Genomic DNA, 17307 nt, shown 5'->3' on the forward strand with positions numbered 1-17307 from the left:
TCAGCGGCGGCATTGGCTGTTTCGTTTTGGTGGCGCGACTTTGGCTTTTATTTTAGCCAGACCCCGGGCCGCCCTTAGATCTTCATCACCGTACAACGAGGAAGGCAGCCCGGCAGACCACCCAGGCTGCCACCGGAATCAAAAACCCCGACTGGTAGCCCAGCCGGGGTTTTTGATTTTGGAACAGGGAAACGGACACACCGCCATGAATATGCCATTAAGTGTTGTTGAGAATGCAGTAGAGAGCGCGATAGAGAATGCCGTAGAGAACGCGGTAGTAAGCCCCCCGGCCCGTCGCCGTGAGGTGGCTTTGCCCACGCCCGATCAATTGCGTGGGGATTTTCCGCTGGTGGCGAAGCTTGAGGCGCAGATTGAACACCAGCGCCAGGCGATTCGTAATATCCTCAACGGAGCAGATGACCGCCTGCTGGTAGTGATCGGACCATGCTCCATTCACGACGAAGTAGCCGCCCTGGAATACGCGCAAAGGCTGAAACAGCTGGCGGCGGATGTCAGTGACCGCATGCTGATTGTGATGCGCGCCTACCTGGAGAAACCCCGCACCACAGTTGGCTGGAAGGGCCTGTTATACGACCCCGAACGCAGCGGGCGGGGCGATTTGCATCAGGGCTTGGTACGCTCGCGGCAATTGTTGCTGAATCTGGCGGCCACCGGCCTGCCGCTAGCCACTGAAGCACTGAGTCCGTTTGCCATGGATTACCTGGGGGACCTGGTGAGCTGGACGGCTATTGGTGCCCGCACCACGGAATCGCAGCTGCATCGCGAAATGGCCAGCGGCCTGCCAATGCCGGTGGGTTTTAAAAATGGCACTGACGGCGGCATCGCGGTGGCCACCAATGCCATGCAGTCCGCGGCCCACGGCCACCATCATCCAGGGCTGTCTGCCAGAGGCACGCCGGTAATGATTTCTACCGAGGGCAACGCTGACACCCATCTGGTTTTGCGTGGTGGTCGCGGTATCACCAATTACGACAGCCACAGCATTGCCCGCGCAACCCATGCGCTGCAGCAGGCCGGCCTGAAGCCGGCGGTGATGGTGGACTGCAGTCATGATAACGCCTGTAAACAACACGAGCGCCAGCAAGAGATAGCGCGGGATGTTGTCGCCCAACGGCGCGCTGGTAATCGCCACATTTGTGGGCTAATGCTGGAAAGCTTTTTGCAGCCGGGCCGGCAGAACGACAGTGCAGACCTTCAATACGGCTGCTCGATTACCGATCCGTGCCTGGGATGGGAGCAGACAGAGGCTCTGCTCCGCTCACTGTAGACAGCAATAACTGGCCGGCCAAGAGCAGCAGCACACCGCCCATCAGCCGGTCCAGCCAGTGACCGAAACGGTTAAAGCCCTTGCGTACCCTGGGCTGGCTAAAGAACACAGTCACCAGGCTGAACCATAAAAAAGTGGCCAGAGCCATATACAGGCCATAGCCGGCTTGTACAAAAACCGGTGTGCCGGGGCTGATAATCACCGAAAACAGCGAGACAAAAAAGAGCGTGGCTTTGGGGTTGAGCGCGTTTGTCAGAAAGCCCAGGCGCAGCGCCGCCATTTGGCTTTGGCGCGGTGCTTTTGCAGCCTCCACGTAAACCCCTCCCGCTTTGGCACGCAGGCATTGCACCGCGATCCATGTCAGATACAGCGCGCCAATCACTTTCAAAATGCTGAACAGCAGCACCGATTGCTGAATAAGCAGCCCTATGCCCAACAGTGAATAAGCCACATGCACTAAAATTCCCGCGCCTATGCCTGCGGCCGTTAACAGAGAGTTTGCGCGGGTTTGGCACAGTGCCTGGCGCAACATAACCGCGAAGTCGGGCCCAGGGCTGGCGACCGCCAGAAAATGCACTAGAACGACGATCAGAAATTCTGGCCAGAACGTGTTCATGCCACGTGCCCCTTGTGTGGATCGGATGAGGGGCGGTATTGTGAAACACAACGCATTGATATGCCAAGTACAAACGGCTGCTATAGTAATTGTTCAAGATACGTTCACAAGGAGGCTGTTATGAAACAGCGAAAGGTTGAGGTAGCCATTATTGGCGCCGGCACCGCCGGCATGGTTGCTTACCAACGGGCGCGTAAACACACCGACAGTGTGCTACTGATCGAAGGCAAGCAGTACGGTACAACCTGCGCCCGGGTAGGATGTATGCCCAGCAAGCTGTTGATTGCCGCCGCCGATGCGGCCCACGCAGCACGCAGTACAGGCCTTTTCGGAATAACCTGCCCCACAGTTGCGGTTGATGGTGAGGCGGTGATGGCACGGGTGCGATCGGAACGGGATCGGTTTGTTGCATCTGTGGTGAAGTCGGCAGAAAGCTATCCTGAGCAAGATCGGTTGCACGGTAATGTACGTTTTGCCTCGCCGCACTGTTTAATGGTGGGCGACCATACCGAAGTGACGGCTGAGCGCATCGTCATAGCGACCGGCTCGCGCCCCAATATTCCGGGGTTTTTGAAAGAAGCCGGAGATCGCCTGGTGGTCAATGACGACCTGTTCGACTGGCATGACTTGCCGGCCTCGGTGGCGGTGTTTGGTCCCGGAGTCATTGGCCTTGAGCTGGGCCAGGCACTGGCGCGGCTGGGCGTGCGCATTCGCATGTTTGGTGTGGGTGGAAGCCTGGGTTCGCTGCAAGACCCGCAGCTGCGTGACTACGCGTTAAAAAGCTTCAACCGCGAATTCCCGCTGGACCCCGACGCCGATGTCACGGCGGTTGCGCGCAGTGCCGAGGGTGTCTCCATAAGTTTTAAAAACGCCGACGATAAGATCGTAACCGAAGAATTCGACTATCTGCTGGCAGCAACCGGTCGGCGCCCGAATATTGACGGGCTGGATATACAAAACGCCGATCTGCAGCTGGACGACCACGGCATACCGATTTTCGATAGTTATACTCTGCGCTGTGGCGACAGCCACATATTCATTGCTGGCGACGTGAACAACGAAGTGCCTTTGCTGCACGAAGTCGCTGATGAAGGGCGTATTGCTGGCGACAATGCTGGCCGCTATCCGGATGTTCGCGCAGGTTCACGCAAAGTGCCGCTGGCGGTGGTGTTTACCGACCCGCAGATTGCTACAGTGGGGCTGACTATCCAGCAGGTGGATGAGCGTTGCCGCGGCCATTACGCAGTGGGAGAAGTCAGCTTTGAAAATCAGGGCCGCAGCCGGGTAATCGGGAAAAACCGCGGACTGCTGAGAGTGTACGGTGAACACGGTAGCGGTTTGTTTATGGGCGCCGAGATGTTTGGCCCTGCCGCCGAGCACATTGCCCATTTGCTGGCCTGGTCGGCTCAGCGCCGAATGACGGTGAGTGAAATGCTCGACATGCCGTTCTATCACCCGGTGATTGAAGAAGGTCTGCGCAGTGCCTTACAAGACCTGAGTCGTAAACTCAGTATGGGCCCTGCTGCTGACAGCAACTGCATGGACTGCGGTCCGGGCGTATGACGTTTGGCCGGTCTGGATTAACGTTTGTTATGGAGCTTGGGTGCCACATGGCCTTGAAATTAACCTGAAGCGGGCCCAAGTCTAACCCTATTGCGGCGATCAACTGGTTAAACTTCCGCTTTGCCGCGCGCGGCGCCACAGTGGTGATAATGTCATCGAACGTCAAGGAGACGAATATGAGTAAGAACTTTCTTGGTTTGGATACTGCGAAAACTCAGAAGCTGGCGGATTCGCTGAATGACTTGCTGTCTAACTATCAAATATTTTACATGAACGTGCGTGGTTATCACTGGAACATCAAGGGTGATAATTTCTTTGAGTTGCACGTTAAATTTGAAGAACAGTACGACGCGTTGCTGCTGAAGATTGATGAAATTGCCGAGCGTGTTTTGACTTTGGGCCACCACCCCGCCCACGCTTACAGCACCTACATGGAGCGGTCTGACATCCCTGAGCGTAAAGACGTGTCTAACGGCAAAGACGCCGTGCAGAACATAACAGAAAGCTTTGTAAAATTGATTGGCAAACAGCGCGAACTGCTGAGTTTGGCCAACGACGCCGACGATGAAGGCACCGCGTCGCTGATGAGTGATTACATTGCCGAACAGGAAAAAACCCTGTGGATGTATCGCAGCTACCTGGGCCAGTAAGCCCCGGTTAATGCGAAAAATGGCGGCCATGTGGCCGCCATTTTTCTATCTGCCAGTAAATTTTCGCTAATACGACGAACTCATACCGAACCATTCAGGGAAAATCACAATCAGCGCCAGCACAAACACCTGCAGGAGGATGAATGGAAGCACCCCCTTGTAGATGTCGACCGTTCGCACCTCCGGCGGAGCAACCCCCTTTAGGTAAAACAAAGCGAACCCGAAGGGCGGCGTCAAAAAGCTGGTTTGCAGGTTCATAGCGATAAGAATGGCAAACCAGAGCATGTTGATGCCCAGAGCTTCGGCCACGGGCGCCAGAATGGGCACGATGATGAAGGAAATTTCCACAAAATCGATGAAGAAGCCCAGCACCATAATCACCAGCATAGCGAGGATGATAAAGCCCCATTTCTCGCCCGGCAGCTGCAACATCCATTCTTCCAGCAGGTAATCGCCACCGCTGTAGCTGAACACCATCGAGAAGGCAGTCGCACCGATCAGGATGGCGAACACCATGGCCGTTACTTTCACCGTATCCTTTGAAGCATTCCAGACCATCTGGAATGAGAACTGGCCATAGATAAGGGCCAGCAAAATGGCCCCAACGCCACCAAGGGCCGAGGATTCTGTCGGCGTCGCAATCCCGGTAAAGATTGAACCAAGCACAATTACAATCAGCGCCAGCGGCGGAATGATGGCCAGCAGTGCATTCATGACTTCCTTTTTACGGGAAATGCTCTTGTCTTCAGGCATCGCCGGAGCCGTTTCGGGTTTGAAGCGGGTCATGATCAGGATATAAACGATATAGAGCCCGATAAGAACCACGCCGGGCCCAACGGCTGCCCGAAACAGATCGCCAACGGGAAGCCCGAGCACGTCGCCCAGAATAATTAGTATAATGGACGGAGGAACAATCTGGCCCAGCGTACCTGCCGCACAGATGGTGCCTGTTGCCAGGCGCTTGTCGTACTTGTGGGCAAGCATGACCGGCAGCGAAATCAGGCCCATGGCAACCACACTTGCGCCTACCACTCCGGTGGAGGCCGCAAGCAGCGCGCCAACCAGAATGGTAGAAATAGCCAGGCCGCCGGGCAGGCCGCCAAACAGCCGACCCATGGAGGTCAGCAGCTGCTCAGCCAAACGCGTGCGCTGCAGGATAACGCCCATAAAGATAAACAGGGGAACGGCCATCAAAACCGTATTCTGCATAACGCTCATGATGCGATAAGGCATAAAAGCGAACAGATCCATACCTTCTGACAACACACCAAAAAACAAAGCCACGCCGCCAAACGTGAAGGCGACAGGGAAGCCCACCATCAACATTGCCAGGGCCACGGCGAACATAATCATGCCGATCATGCGAGTCCCTCCCCGTTGTGTTCACCTTCGTACAGTTTGTCGCCATGCATAACCCGCAGGGCGTAAGTCGCCATATTAAGGCCGGCGATGGCGATAAAGAACGCAGAAACCGGTATTGTGGATTTGATCAGCCAACGGTGAGGCAGGCCGCCAGGATCGCCGCTGCCTTCGCCCATGCTGTAGGAGCTCAGAGCGAAATCGTAGCCATAAATGCCGATCAAATAGGCGAATGGCACCACAAATAGCAGAGCGCCTGTCAGGTTTACCCATGCCTTGGTTTTGTTGCTCCATTTCGTATAAAGCACGTCTACCCGAACGTGGCCGTCTGTGCGCAACGCATAGGGAATGCCGAACAGGAAAACCACGGAGTAAAGGTGCCACTCCATTTCCTGCATACCGATGGATACTTGGTCAAATGCGTAGCGGGCAACAACGTCGTAAAAAACGTTACCAACCATCAATATCATGGCGACACAGGCGATCCAGCCGCAAAAATTAGAGAGGCGCGCAAGGCCCTCGTCCAGCTTTATAATCCACTGCATTCACAATCCTCCGCCAGGGCGCTGGCGATTCTGCTATAGCTAAAAACAACAAAACCGGGATCGCTCTCAGAACGAACCCGGCTCTATTACAAACTGTATCTTACTCTACTGTGCCCATCGTGTTCAGGTATGCCTGCTCAGAAATTTCGGTATAAGCGCGGCTTTGAGCGAGATAGTCTTCCTGGGATTTTATAATCCGGGCCGCTTGCTCGTTGCTTTCAGAAGCTTCTTTTTTCGACAGAAACGCGATACATCTAATTCACATTATCAGTTATTTTTAATCGGTGGAACGAAAAACATAGGGCATTAGGTATAGGTCGTAGGTGCTGTAACGGCCCGGGCAGTATTCGCGCGGGTGCGCCAAGCCCTAAACTGCCGTAAAGCGGGTTTTTCAACGCTGTAGTGGATCAGGCAGGCAAAAAGCAGAACGATGCCAAGAGCAAGGCAGACACCGAACCAGCCGGGCAGGCCTGCGTCGTAGCTCCAGCTAATGACCCCGTAGCCAATATTTTGATGAACTAAATAGAGGCTGTAGGAAAGCCCGCCCAGCCAGAGCAGGGGCCCATTCGCCAGCCAGTTCAGGCGCCCTGCCACGGCCAGAGAAAATATTGAGAAGCAGCCCAGCACGAACAGGCTGTACGGAAAATTGTAAGCTAAAAGGCCGTGACAAACAGCCAGTGCGAGCAGCACGGCATCTGCGGCTGGGGGGCGGCCGTAGCGATAAAGACGGTAGATCAGCATGCCGGCAATGAACAGGGGGGCGTATTTTACAAACAATAATTCTTTGACCAGAAAATCCAAACCGTCGGGAATCTGTTTCCACCAGATCACGCCCGCATAGCTCACCAGCACCCACAGCCAAAGCGCCGCGCGCAGCTTGTACCAGTCTTTCAGGGTAAAATACAGCAAAGCCATCCAGCCGTAGAAGGTGACTTCAATCACCAGGCTCCAGTAAGCGCCATCGACGTGCTCCAGCCCCAGATATTCGTGCATCAGGGTGGCGTTGGCGAGCGCCGTGCTCAGGCTAACCGCGCGATCCTGCGGCCCAAGAAAGTGCACGCTGATAACGGTGAGCAGAATGCCGGCCCACAAAGCCGGCAATAGCCTCAAAGCGCGGGCTGCACCAAACCAGCCAGCATGGGAAGTGCGCTCCAGAGTCATGAAAATCACAAATCCGCTGAGTATAAAGAACAGGTGCACACCGTAGCGGCCAAATGACAATCCGTAATCAAGCCAGGGCCAGAGTGCAAAGCCGTGGCCATACATTTCGTGGTAGTAAGGCAGGTAATGAAACAGCACCACACCAAAGGCCGCAAGTCCACGCAGCGCATCCAGGCTGCCTAATCTGGAATTGGAAGAGGAGCTTGAAGACGAACTGGAAGAAGAGCAGGACATGGGCGGTCTCGTCACGGATTCGGCTTATAGTAGCCTGCTTTGCGTGGCGGCAATACGGCCTGGCTATACGGTTACCTTGTCCGCGCTATACGATGTGTTCATCATTCAGTACAGCCATCGGGTTCAACGCAGGCATCCGCAGGGAGATTGTTCATGGCACCAGAACTGGGCATTATCGAGGGCTTTTATGGCCCATTGTGGACCTGGGCGCAGCGCCGGCAACTGGTTCACAGGCTGGCGCCCCACGGTTACGGCTTTTATCTTTATGCGCCGAAAGCCGATGCGTTTTTAAGGCGGCGCTGGCGGGAATCACATCCGCCCCAGGCGGCCGCGGAAATGGCTGCCTTCGCCAGCTTCTGCAAAGCCGCCGGCGTGCGTTTTGGTGTGGGCCTGAGCCCGTTTGAACTGTTTCACAACTTTGATGCAGGCGGCCGGCAAGCACTGGCGCGCAAGCTGGCGCTGTTTGACCAGCTGGGGCTGGATGAACTGGCGATCCTGTTTGACGACATGCACGGCAGCGGACCGCACACGGCGCAGGCACAGGCCGATATTGTGCACTGGGTTGCCGAACACTCCGCGGTTCGGCGTATCAGTGTGTGCCCGACCTACTACTCTGACGACCCGGTGCTGGATCGAGTGTTTGGCCCGCGCCCTGCGGACTATCTACAAACCCTGGGACAGGCACTGGACCCTGCCATACAGATATTCTGGACCGGCGAGGAAGTGTGTTCGCGGGAGATTTCCCCCGGTCATTTAAAGCGGGTGGGGCAGCTACTGGGGCGCAAACCTCTGCTGTGGGACAACTACCCGGTTAATGATGGCGATCGTATGTCGCGCCACTTGCACCTGCGTGGATTTACCGGCCGCCCGGTGGCTAACGCTGCGTATATCGCTGGCCACGCCATTAATCCGGCGCTGCAGTCAACGCTGACCTGCATTCCGGCCATTACCCTGGCGCAGAGTTATCAGCTGGGGCCGAATTACGAATACGGTAAGGCGCTCCATAGCGCGGCGCGAGAGGTTCTTGGGGAGGCGCTGGCAGATCGGGTGCAAGCAGATTTATTGGTGTTGCAAGACGCCGGTCTGGAACGCCTGTCTGCCGAACGCAAGCAGGCTTTGGTGCATACCTACGATAGCTTTGACCACCCGGCGGCCGACGAAATACTGCGCTGGCTGGCCGGTGATTACGCCGTTACCAACGAAGTTGTAGCCACCCAATAACCTATTCAGTTAGTTGCAGGATTGCTGTTCGGCCTGGCTGAACCGCTCGCGCATGGCGCGGTTGCGGCGGTCGTCGTTTTTGTAAGCGTCTGGCAGTGGCTGCAGAAAATACAGAAAGTCGCCTTTGCTGCGGTGTTCAGACAGCTCGGGCATGGCTTCGTTTTCGGGCCAGAAAACCGGGCTGATCACTGCAACGTTTAACTCCGGTGCACGCTTGTGCAGCAGCGCTACCGTGCCCTGATGCTGTTCGCTATGGAAATTGCCGTTTACGTGCAGTATCTGGCGGCCCGGGTAATCCCGGCGGGCCTGCAAAATGCGTTCGGCCATGGTGTTGTCGCGCAATAATTGTGCTTTGTAGCTGTTGTCCAGGCGCTGCTTCATAGCGTCGTCGTCGTTGTCGCCGTCGCCGCCATGACTTGCGCCAATGGCATCATCAAAGCGTTGGCGGTAGGCCGGGGTGTCCATAAACGGTTGTTGGGCAATGGTTTGGCGCTGCGCTTGAGATAAATCGTCAATAATATGCGGCCCTTCGCGGCCCACACAACGCACGATATCGCCTGGCGCATTGGCCGCAATCACGGGTAATTGATGGCTAAGGGCGAACTCGACCAACGGCCGGTAAGACGCGCGGTAATTGTCCCAGGCGCCGGTGTCTTCAATCATTTCGCTTTCGCCGCTGCTGCCCGCCAGATACTGGTTCAGCGCATCCTGCTGATTGGTTTCAAATTGCTCCATGCTCAGTATCTGTTGGGGTTGCTGCTGAAACAGCGCCAACTGTAGCTGGGCTTGAAGCAGATGACTGGCATGATGGCCGTGATATTCGCCAACCACCACCACATCGGCGTTGGTTAAACGCCTTGCCAGCTGCTCTACGGTTAACGTGTTCAGGGTGTCAGGCTGCGGGTCAACTATCTGCGCCTGATACTGGTTTTGAGGTGCTTTCAAGGTGTTGTGTGAGGCCGGGGAGGTCGCGCAGCCGGCTGTTATTGCCAACACTAAAGCGCCAATCAGGTAACGAATGTTGTAAAGACTTGTGGACATAAGCGCGAAGTTCCGTTGCGGTAAGCATACTACTAATAAATTTTCCGAATACGATCTGGCTGTATAGCGAGTATAATGCCCGTCGAAGCCCTTCGTACAGGCAAGTTGTTTATGTCCCGCAGCCATTTGTTTTCCCTGCGCCCAGGCCACGCGATCCGCGAAGCCTGTGTGCAGGAGCCTTACAGTTCCCGGCGTTTTGCAAAAGATGTGATGGCCGGTATTACCGTGGGAATTATTGCGATTCCGCTAGCCATGGCACTGGCTATTGCCAGCGGTGTGGCTCCCCAATACGGTTTGTACACGGCCATTATTGCCGGCGTGGTGATTGCGCTCACAGGCGGCAGCCGTTACAGCATTTCCGGCCCGACCGCCGCTTTTGTGGTGATTCTATACCCCATTGCCCAAGAATACGGGTTGGGCGGTTTGCTGCTAGCCACGGTGATGTCCGGGATGTTGCTGCTGGTTATGGCGGTCATGCGCCTTGGGCGCTTTATTGAGTACATACCGGAGCCGGTGACCCTGGGATTTACCGGAGGCATTGCGGTGGTTATCGCCACTTTGCAGGTGAAAGACCTGTTTGGTTTGCCGATTGCGGCTATGCCCGAGCATTACTGGGGAAAGCTGGCTGCGCTGGTTCAAGCTGCTCCCGCGCTGGATGCCATGAGTACTCTGGTGGCCGGGGTCACATTGGCTATCATGCTGCTGTGGCCGCGGCTGAAAACACCGGTACCGCCGCACTTACCTGCCGTAATTGTGGGTAGTTTGTTGGCGCTGTGGCTGAACAGTCAGGGTGCCTCCATTGATACCATCGGCTCGCGTTTCAGTTATTTACTCCCCGATGGCACCAGTGGCAGTGGCATTCCTCCATTTTTGCCCGAGTTTATCTTGCCCTGGCAGCAGGCCGGTGCCGATGGCAGCCCCCTGGAGGTGTCCTGGAACCTGATTCAGGCTCTGATTCCGGCAGCGTTTGCCATTGCCATGCTGGGCGCGATTGAATCCTTACTGTGTGCGGTGGTGCTGGATGGCATGACCGGTAAGCGCCACAGCGCCAACAGTGAATTGCTGGGGCAGGGTCTGGCCAACATAATCGCACCCTTCTTCGGTGGTATTACAGCCACCGCGGCGCTTGCCCGCTCGGCCGCCAACTATCGCGCTGGCGCCGAATCGCCGGTGTCTGCGATTGTGCACTCGCTGGTGGTGGTTCTGGCGCTGGTAGCGCTGGCCGGGGTGCTGTCTTACTTGCCAATGCCGGCGATGGCGGCGTTGCTACTGATAGTGGCGTGGAATATGAGCGAAGCGCCAAAAGCCGTGCACTTGCTTAAAACAGCGCCCCGCGGTGACCTTGTGGTGTTCCTGACTTGCTTCAGCCTGACGGTTGCGCTGGATATGGTGATTGCCATTACCACTGGCGTACTGCTGGCAGCGGTGCTGTTCATGCGCGAAATGGCGCAGATGACACGGGTGACCGACATATCCAGCAATCAGCGGGTGACGCAGGCTAACTTGCCCGCCGGCTGGCAAGTGTTCAAGATCAACGGGCCGCTGTTCTTCGCCGCTGCCGAGCGTATTTTTGGCGAGCTGGCGGAACTGTCCAAAAACACCCGTGGTTTTATTCTGTATATGGACGGCGTGACCTTGCTGGACGCGGGTGGGCTGTCTGCCTTGAATAAACTCCTGGCCGCGTGCGAGCGCGATGGCACCCGTATTATTATTGCCGACTTGCAGTATCAGCCGCTGCGAGCTCTGGCTCGTGCAGGGGTGGCGCCGGTAAACGGTGTTAGCCGCTTTACACCCACACTGGCTGATGCTCTGGTGCAAGCCGGCAAGCGTTGATCACTGTTAACATCACCTGCTACAAAATCGAGCTCTAATAAACAGTGTCCCAGCTAACAGCAAAAAGAGTTTTGCATGCTGCCATTTCGAATTATGGATCGCGTTAAGTTCGTTGTTGAGCGTCAGTTGGTAAAAGGCGCGGGTTTCCAGCTATTGGTGGTCGGGCAAAAATTTGCCAGTGTGGGCGCGGCCGTTTGGTGGGCGTTTATTACGCCAATGCCGACAGTCAGGGCCGCCATCTGTTGTTGAATCCGTCGCGGCGGCAGGCAGTGGAACTGGCGCCGGGAGACCGTTTAGTGGTGCTTTGTCTGAATTGAAGCATATTCATAAAAAAAATGCTGAATATAGATTATATAAATTTCAGTTATGCGCTGAGAGGCATTAAAGTAGTCGCCAATGTCCAGGGAGAATTGGATTTAAATTCGACGCCCTTGAAAAAACTGACGTACAAAGGAATGAACCATGCCCTACTCAAAAGACGTTGACGCCCTAACCACCCTGTTGAAACAGAATCCTACCTGGAACGCCATCAAGCCTGAACACGCGGCCCGCATGCGCGCCCAGAACAAATTTCAGACCGGTCTGGATATCGCCAAGTACACCGCCAAGATTATGCGCGCAGACATGGCGAACTACGATAACGACACCTCTCAGTACACCCAGTCTCTGGGTTGCTGGCACGGTTTTATCGGCCAGCAGAAGATGATTTCCATCAAGAAACACTTCGGCGACACCTCGCGCCGCTACCTGTACCTGTCCGGTTGGATGGTTGCCGCCCTGCGTTCAGAGTTCGGCCCGCTGCCAGACCAGTCCATGCACGAGAAAACCGCCGTATCCGGTCTGATTGGCGAGTTGTACACGTTTCTGCGTCAAGCCGATTCCTGGGAACTGAACCACCTGTTCCGTGATCTGGAAGAAGCTCAGAACGCCGGCGACAACGCCAAGGCCGGGCAGCTGATAAGCCAGATTGATAACCACCAGACCCACATTGTGCCGATCATTGCCGACATCGACGCCGGTTTTGGTAACGCAGAAGCCACTTACCTGCTGGCCAAGCAGATGATTGAAGCCGGTGCCTGCTGTATCCAGATCGAAAACCAGGTATCTGACGAGAAGCAGTGCGGCCACCAAGACGGCAAAGTAACCGTTCCCCACGCCGACTTCCTGGCCAAGATAAACGCTGTGCGTTTGGCCTTCCTGGAACTGGGTGTGGATGACGGCGTGATTGTTGCGCGTACTGACTCTTTGGGTGCTGGCCTGACTCAGAAAATTGCTGTAACCGAAGAGCCGGGTGATCTGGGCGACCAGTACAACAGCTTCATCGACGGTGACGTGATTGCCAAAGCCGAAGACATCAACAACGGCGACGTGGTGATCAAGCAGAACGGTCAGCTAGTCAAGCCCAAGCGTCTGGCGTCTGGTTTGTTCCAGTTCAAGGCTGGTAGCGGTGAAGACCGGGTTATTCTGGATTGCATCACCAGCCTGCAGAACGGCGCTGACATGTTGTGGATCGAAACCGAGAAGCCCCACGTTGGCCAGATCGCAGCCATGGTTAACCGCATCAAGGAAGCGGTTCCTAACGCCAAGCTGGTTTACAACAACAGCCCGTCGTTCAACTGGACCCTGAGCTTCCGCCAGCAGGTGTTCGATTCCTGGAAAGAAGAAGGCAAAGACGTATCGGCCTACGAGCGAGCTGCGCTGATGAGCGAAGAATACGACAGCACCGACCTGGGCAAGCTGGCCGATCAGTGGACGGCGGACTTCCAGCGCGATGCCGCCCGCGAAGCCGGTGTGTTCCACCACCTGATCACGCTGCCGACTTATCACACGGCGGCCTTGTCTACCGACAACCTGGCCAAAGGCTACTTCGGTGCCGAAGGCATGTTGGCCTACGTCAAAGGTGTCCAGCGCAAGGAAATTCGCCAGGGTATCGCCACTGTTAAGCACCAAGACATGGCCGGTTCCAACATTGGTGACGACCACAAGGAATTCTTCGCCGGCGACGCCGCGCTGAAAGCCGGTGGTAAAGACAACACCATGAACCAGTTTGGCTAACAGGCTAATCTGACGCGGCACGGATTCCGCAACTTCCTCTTCTGGGATTTAAAAGCCCGCACGCTGGTTCGCCATGTGCGGGTTTTTTTGTGGCGCCGGCTCAAGGTTGAGGCCTTGGTCTATGCTAATAGAAACAGCGTGTTCAGGCAGGAGCAGGGCGATTGAATCTGGATCAAGGCATTGTGTTTGCGGTATTGGGCATTACGCTGGCGCTGTTTGTCTGGAATCGACTGCGGTTTGATGTGGTGTCGATGCTGGCGTTGCTGGCGATGGCGTTCACCGGGCTGGTGCCCGCTGATGAACTGTTCAGTGGTTTCGGGCACCCGGCGGTAATTACTGTGGCGGCCGTATTGGTGATCAGCCAGGGGCTGGTAAACGGCGGTGTGGTGGATGCGATCGCCCGCCTGCTGGGGCGTATCGGCCATCGGCCCACCCTACAGGTGCTTACGCTCACCTCGGTGGTGGCGCTTTGCTCCGGTTTTATCAACAACGTTGGCGCCTTGGCGCTATTGATGCCGGTCGCTATCTGGATGTCCCGTGACGCCGGACGCTCGCCCTCCATGCTGCTGATGCCGCTGGCGTTTGGCTCCTTGTTGGGGGGTACCGTCACCCTGATTGGCACGCCGCCGAATATTATTATTTCTTCCTATCGTCCCGAAGGCGCCTTTGGCCTGTTTGATTTTGCCCCGGTGGGTCTGGCGGTCACGGTGGCCGGTATTGCGTTTATCACTCTGGTGGGCTGGCGTCTGACGCCGCGGCGCGATGACGGCGACGCCGGTAAAAAGCTGTTCAGCGTGGGCGATTACGTTACCGAACTGCGAGTGCCGGAAGGTTCTGCCAGCGCTGGCGCCACCTTGCACTCACTGTTGACCGAATCCGGTGAGAGCGATGATCTTGCGGTGTTGGCCTTGATCCGTGAAGGCGCACGCAAGATCACTCCCTCGACCTTTACCGTAATGCGCGAAGGCGATTTGTTGTTAATTGAGGCCAATACCGAAAGTTTGCAGGCTTTTCTGGACAATACCGATCTTGAGTTAGCCACCGGTGCGCTTTTGGCGCCGCAGCGCGAGCTAGACAACGAGAGAACGAACGCGGACGGGCTACCTAAAGATTCCAGCGATGAGCCCAGCGCCGACGAAGAGGATGCCAAGGCGCCGACTAGCCTGGATGAAAGCGACTTGCAGTTGATGGAAGTGGTGGTTTCGCCAGGTTCAACCTTACTGGGACTGTCTGCTAACCGTTTGGGTCTGCGCGAACGCTATTCTCTGAATGTGGTGGCGGTGGCTCGCCGTGGCCAGCGTATTCAGAGCCGGTTAGGGGATATTCGCTTCCAGGCCGGCGACATTCTGCTGGTGCAGGGTACCCAGGATGGCCTTACCGAAACTCTGATTACTCTGGGTTGCCTGCCGTTGGCAGAACGCGGACTGCGGCTTGGGTCGTCACGCAAGGTAGCGCTGGCGGCCGCCGTATTCGGTGGCAGTATTGCGGCGGTGGTCAGCGGGCTGCTGAGCGCACCGGTAGCGCTGGTGGCAGGTGCGGTGACGATGGTATTGGTGGGATTGTTGTCCGCGGAAGAGGCCTACAAGTCTATCGACTGGTCGATCATTGTTTTGCTGGCGGCGATGATTCCGGTCGGCCAGGCTCTGGAAACCAGCGGCGGTGCCCAGTTACTGGCAAACCAGATGCTGGCACTGGGCGGAGACTTTTCGCTGGCTGCGGTGCTGGCCATGTTGCTGGTAGTCACTCTGTTGCTGTCGAATGTGATCAATAATGCCGCGGCCGCTATTGTGGTGGCGCCGGTCGCATTGAGCCTGGCAACATCGCTAAATGTGCCTACCGACGCGGTGTTGATGGCGGTAGCCATGGGGGCCTCATCCGCCTTCATGACACCCATTGGCCACCAGTCTAACGCACTGGTGATGGAGCCCGGCGGCTATCAGTTTGGTGACTACTGGCGCCTGGGTTTGCCGTTATCGATCATAGTGACGGTGGTAGCGGTGCCGATGATCATGTGGGTGTGGGCGTGATTGCGTTTATCAGGCTACAGTAGAGCTTCGATGGGCAGCCAGGGTCAGCTCCGCACTCGTCGCTGGCTTATCCGCGGCCTGACGGTTTCAGAGCAACATCTGGCTCCGAGGCTTCCCGCTCCATGATGTGGCTTGCCAGGGCTACGCCGGTTTCGCTCATGGTCAGGTAAGCTTCATTGGCGCCGGCTTCACGTATTTGGTGAGCTTCGTCCTGGAACATGGTGTGGGCCACAATGTAGCCGGTGAAACCCATGCGCCGCAGCATGCGGGCGGCAATCAGTTTGCCTTCAATGTCGGCCATTGCGAGGATGACTGAATGCACCAGTGGCATATGCAGATTGGTCCAGAAGGTGGTGTCTTCGGCATCGGCAAACACCACATTGCGCCCCGCCACGCCGTGCTGGGTAATTTTGTTGGGGTCGGAATCCAGCCCGACCAGGGTCGGTTCGGTTTCGATCAGCCAGTCGTAAGCGGCGGTTCCGGTACGCCCCATACCCATGATGAGAACCCTGGCATCAGACAGCGCCAAAGGCTGTTCGTCAGGGTGGTGTTTATTGGTTTCGTAGCATTCCAGGCGACTGGCAAAACGCTCATAAAGGCTGTGCGCCATCCGGTTCAGCGGAGCTGAAATCACGAACGAAAAGGCCACCGTAATGGCCAGCGGGACCATCCACTGGGGCAGGGCAATGCTGGCCACAATCAAGCCGAATTCACTGTAGTTGGTCAGAGCCAGCGACGTCAGAAAACTACTGCGCGCGCGCAGGCGGAACAGAATCATCAGGAAGAAAAACAGAATGCCTTTCAACGGCAGAATCAGGCTGGCAGCCAGGGCAAACATCAGTGAATGGGTGTCTGGCAGCCCGCCAATGCCGATCTGCAGGAAAAACCCCACCAGGAATATTTCTTTCACACTCCACAGCGACTTGGCTAATTCCTGACTGCGTGGGTGATTGGCCAGTACCGCACCAAACAGCAAAGCACCAAGCTCGGAACTCAGCCCCACGGCTTCAAAACCCAAACCGCCCAACACTAGCGCCAAAAGCATGCCTAACAGCACCAGCAGTTCATCATGGCCGCTGGCATCCAGCAAGCGGAACAACAATGGCCGCAGCAGCGGCAGGCCGAACACAATCAAGGCCCATTCCGACGGCGTTTTACCCGCAGCCAGGCTCATCACAACCAGTGCGATCAGGTCTTGCATCACCAGAATACCGATGGCTACGCGGCCATGGAATGCGCGCAACTCGCGCTTACTTTCCAGCACTTTAGCGGCAAGAATGGTGGATGAAAACGACAGCGCCACCGCCAGCATGAAGGCAATGTACCAGGTAATATCCAGAAACAGATACAGCCCGGGGGTGAACACAAAGCAGGTTATGCCAAAGTGCAGCAGGCTACCGCCAATGACTTCACGGCTGATGATGGTCTTGAACTTCAGCTTCAAGCCTACCGTAAACAGCATAAGCAACACGCCCAGGTGGGCAATGTGGCCCAGCACTTCGGTGGGCTCGGCAGAGATGTTGGAACCCGGAAACGCCGTGAGCGCGCTGAGTATGAAACCGGCCGCCAGGTAACCCACCAGGGGTGGTAAGTGAACCACCTTGACCAGCAGGCCAAGACCAAACGCAAAGGATATCCAGATAGCTTCAGGCATGAGAGATTCTTTCAGGGAAAACGGATTATATTCGGTGCTATTTCTGGCACTGTTACCGGC

General features: G+C 56.3%; 14 protein-coding genes. 8 read left to right on the forward strand and 6 right to left on the reverse strand.

Translation table 11 applies throughout. The annotated features are described in order from the left end of the window. Positions 1 to 205 precede the first annotated feature (205 nt). Complete coding sequence (locus ATG98_RS09820; protein WP_098424419.1) at positions 206 to 1288, forward strand: 3-deoxy-7-phosphoheptulonate synthase; 1083 nt, start codon at positions 206 to 208, stop codon at positions 1286 to 1288. Here the strand turns inward: ATG98_RS09820 and ATG98_RS09825 are convergent. Continuing rightward, a complete protein-coding gene (locus tag ATG98_RS09825; protein ID WP_098420883.1) occupies positions 1233 to 1904 on the reverse strand; it encodes a LysE family translocator in 672 nt (223 codons plus the stop codon). The genes ATG98_RS09820 and ATG98_RS09825 overlap by 56 nt on opposite strands. 120 nt (positions 1905 to 2024) lie before the next feature. Here ATG98_RS09825 and ATG98_RS09830 point away from each other — a divergent pair, with 120 nt between their 5' ends. After that, a complete protein-coding gene (locus ATG98_RS09830) occupies positions 2025 to 3467 on the forward strand; it encodes a dihydrolipoyl dehydrogenase (protein ID WP_098420884.1) in 1443 nt (480 codons plus the stop codon). A gap of 176 nt (positions 3468 to 3643) precedes the next feature. After that, complete coding sequence (locus tag ATG98_RS09835) at positions 3644 to 4117, forward strand: Dps family protein (RefSeq protein ID WP_007348420.1); 474 nt, start codon at positions 3644 to 3646, stop codon at positions 4115 to 4117. Positions 4118 to 4183: 66 nt separating this feature from the next. On the opposite strand, the gene ATG98_RS09840 is transcribed toward ATG98_RS09835, so the two are convergent. The 3 genes from ATG98_RS09840 to ATG98_RS09855 all read right to left on the reverse strand — a co-directional run bounded on the left by ATG98_RS09840 (position 4184) and on the right by ATG98_RS09855 (position 7416). Then, positions 4184 to 5479 carry a TRAP transporter large permease gene (locus tag ATG98_RS09840; RefSeq protein ID WP_098422812.1) on the reverse strand — a complete coding sequence of 432 codons (1296 nt, stop codon included), beginning with the start codon at positions 5477 to 5479 and terminating at the stop codon, positions 4184 to 4186. Continuing rightward, positions 5476 to 6021, reverse strand: coding sequence for a TRAP transporter small permease subunit (locus ATG98_RS09845; RefSeq protein WP_098422814.1), 546 nt, complete (start codon positions 6019 to 6021; stop codon positions 5476 to 5478). The genes ATG98_RS09840 and ATG98_RS09845 overlap by 4 nt, the downstream gene beginning before the upstream one ends. 306 nt (positions 6022 to 6327) lie before the next feature. Continuing rightward, a complete protein-coding gene (locus tag ATG98_RS09855) occupies positions 6328 to 7416 on the reverse strand; it encodes an acyltransferase family protein (RefSeq protein ID WP_098422815.1) in 1089 nt (362 codons plus the stop codon). Positions 7417 to 7569: 153 nt separating this feature from the next. On the opposite strand from ATG98_RS09855, the gene ATG98_RS09860 reads away from it, so the two are divergent. Next, positions 7570 to 8637 carry a beta-N-acetylglucosaminidase domain-containing protein gene (locus ATG98_RS09860; RefSeq protein ID WP_098422817.1) on the forward strand — a complete coding sequence of 356 codons (1068 nt, stop codon included), beginning with the start codon at positions 7570 to 7572 and terminating at the stop codon, positions 8635 to 8637. 9 nt (positions 8638 to 8646) lie between these two features. On the opposite strand, the gene ATG98_RS09865 is transcribed toward ATG98_RS09860, so the two are convergent. Beyond that, positions 8647 to 9678: a ChaN family lipoprotein gene (locus ATG98_RS09865; protein WP_098422818.1), complete on the reverse strand. Its 1032-nt coding sequence runs from the start codon at positions 9676 to 9678 to the stop codon at positions 8647 to 8649. Positions 9679 to 9789: 111 nt separating this feature from the next. On the opposite strand from ATG98_RS09865, the gene dauA reads away from it, so the two are divergent. The 4 genes from dauA to ATG98_RS09880 all read left to right on the forward strand — a co-directional run bounded on the left by dauA (position 9790) and on the right by ATG98_RS09880 (position 15593). Continuing rightward, entirely contained in the window at positions 9790 to 11511 is a 1722-nt protein-coding gene (dauA, locus tag ATG98_RS09870) for a C4-dicarboxylic acid transporter DauA (protein ID WP_098422820.1), read from the forward strand. Between the two features lie 75 nt (positions 11512 to 11586). Beyond that, positions 11587 to 11760 (forward strand): hypothetical protein, encoded by a 174-nt coding sequence (locus ATG98_RS21840; RefSeq protein WP_179887986.1) that lies wholly within the window; start codon positions 11587 to 11589, stop codon positions 11758 to 11760. A gap of 213 nt (positions 11761 to 11973) precedes the next feature. Beyond that, on the forward strand, positions 11974 to 13566 hold the full coding sequence (locus ATG98_RS09875) for an isocitrate lyase (protein WP_098422822.1): 1593 nt from the start codon (positions 11974 to 11976) through the stop codon (positions 13564 to 13566). 161 nt (positions 13567 to 13727) lie between these two features. Next, positions 13728 to 15593: an SLC13 family permease gene (locus ATG98_RS09880; protein WP_098422823.1), complete on the forward strand. Its 1866-nt coding sequence runs from the start codon at positions 13728 to 13730 to the stop codon at positions 15591 to 15593. Between the two features lie 67 nt (positions 15594 to 15660). Here ATG98_RS09880 and ATG98_RS09885 read toward each other — a convergent pair whose 3' ends face one another. Continuing rightward, the gene (locus ATG98_RS09885) at positions 15661 to 17247 is read right to left on the reverse strand and encodes a cation:proton antiporter (protein WP_098422825.1); all 1587 of its coding nucleotides are present in this window, start codon (positions 17245 to 17247) and stop codon (positions 15661 to 15663) included. Positions 17248 to 17307 lie beyond the last annotated feature (60 nt).

Source organism: Marinobacter sp. LV10R520-4, from assembly GCF_002563815.1.
Classification (GTDB): Bacteria; Pseudomonadota; Gammaproteobacteria; order Pseudomonadales; family Oleiphilaceae; genus Marinobacter.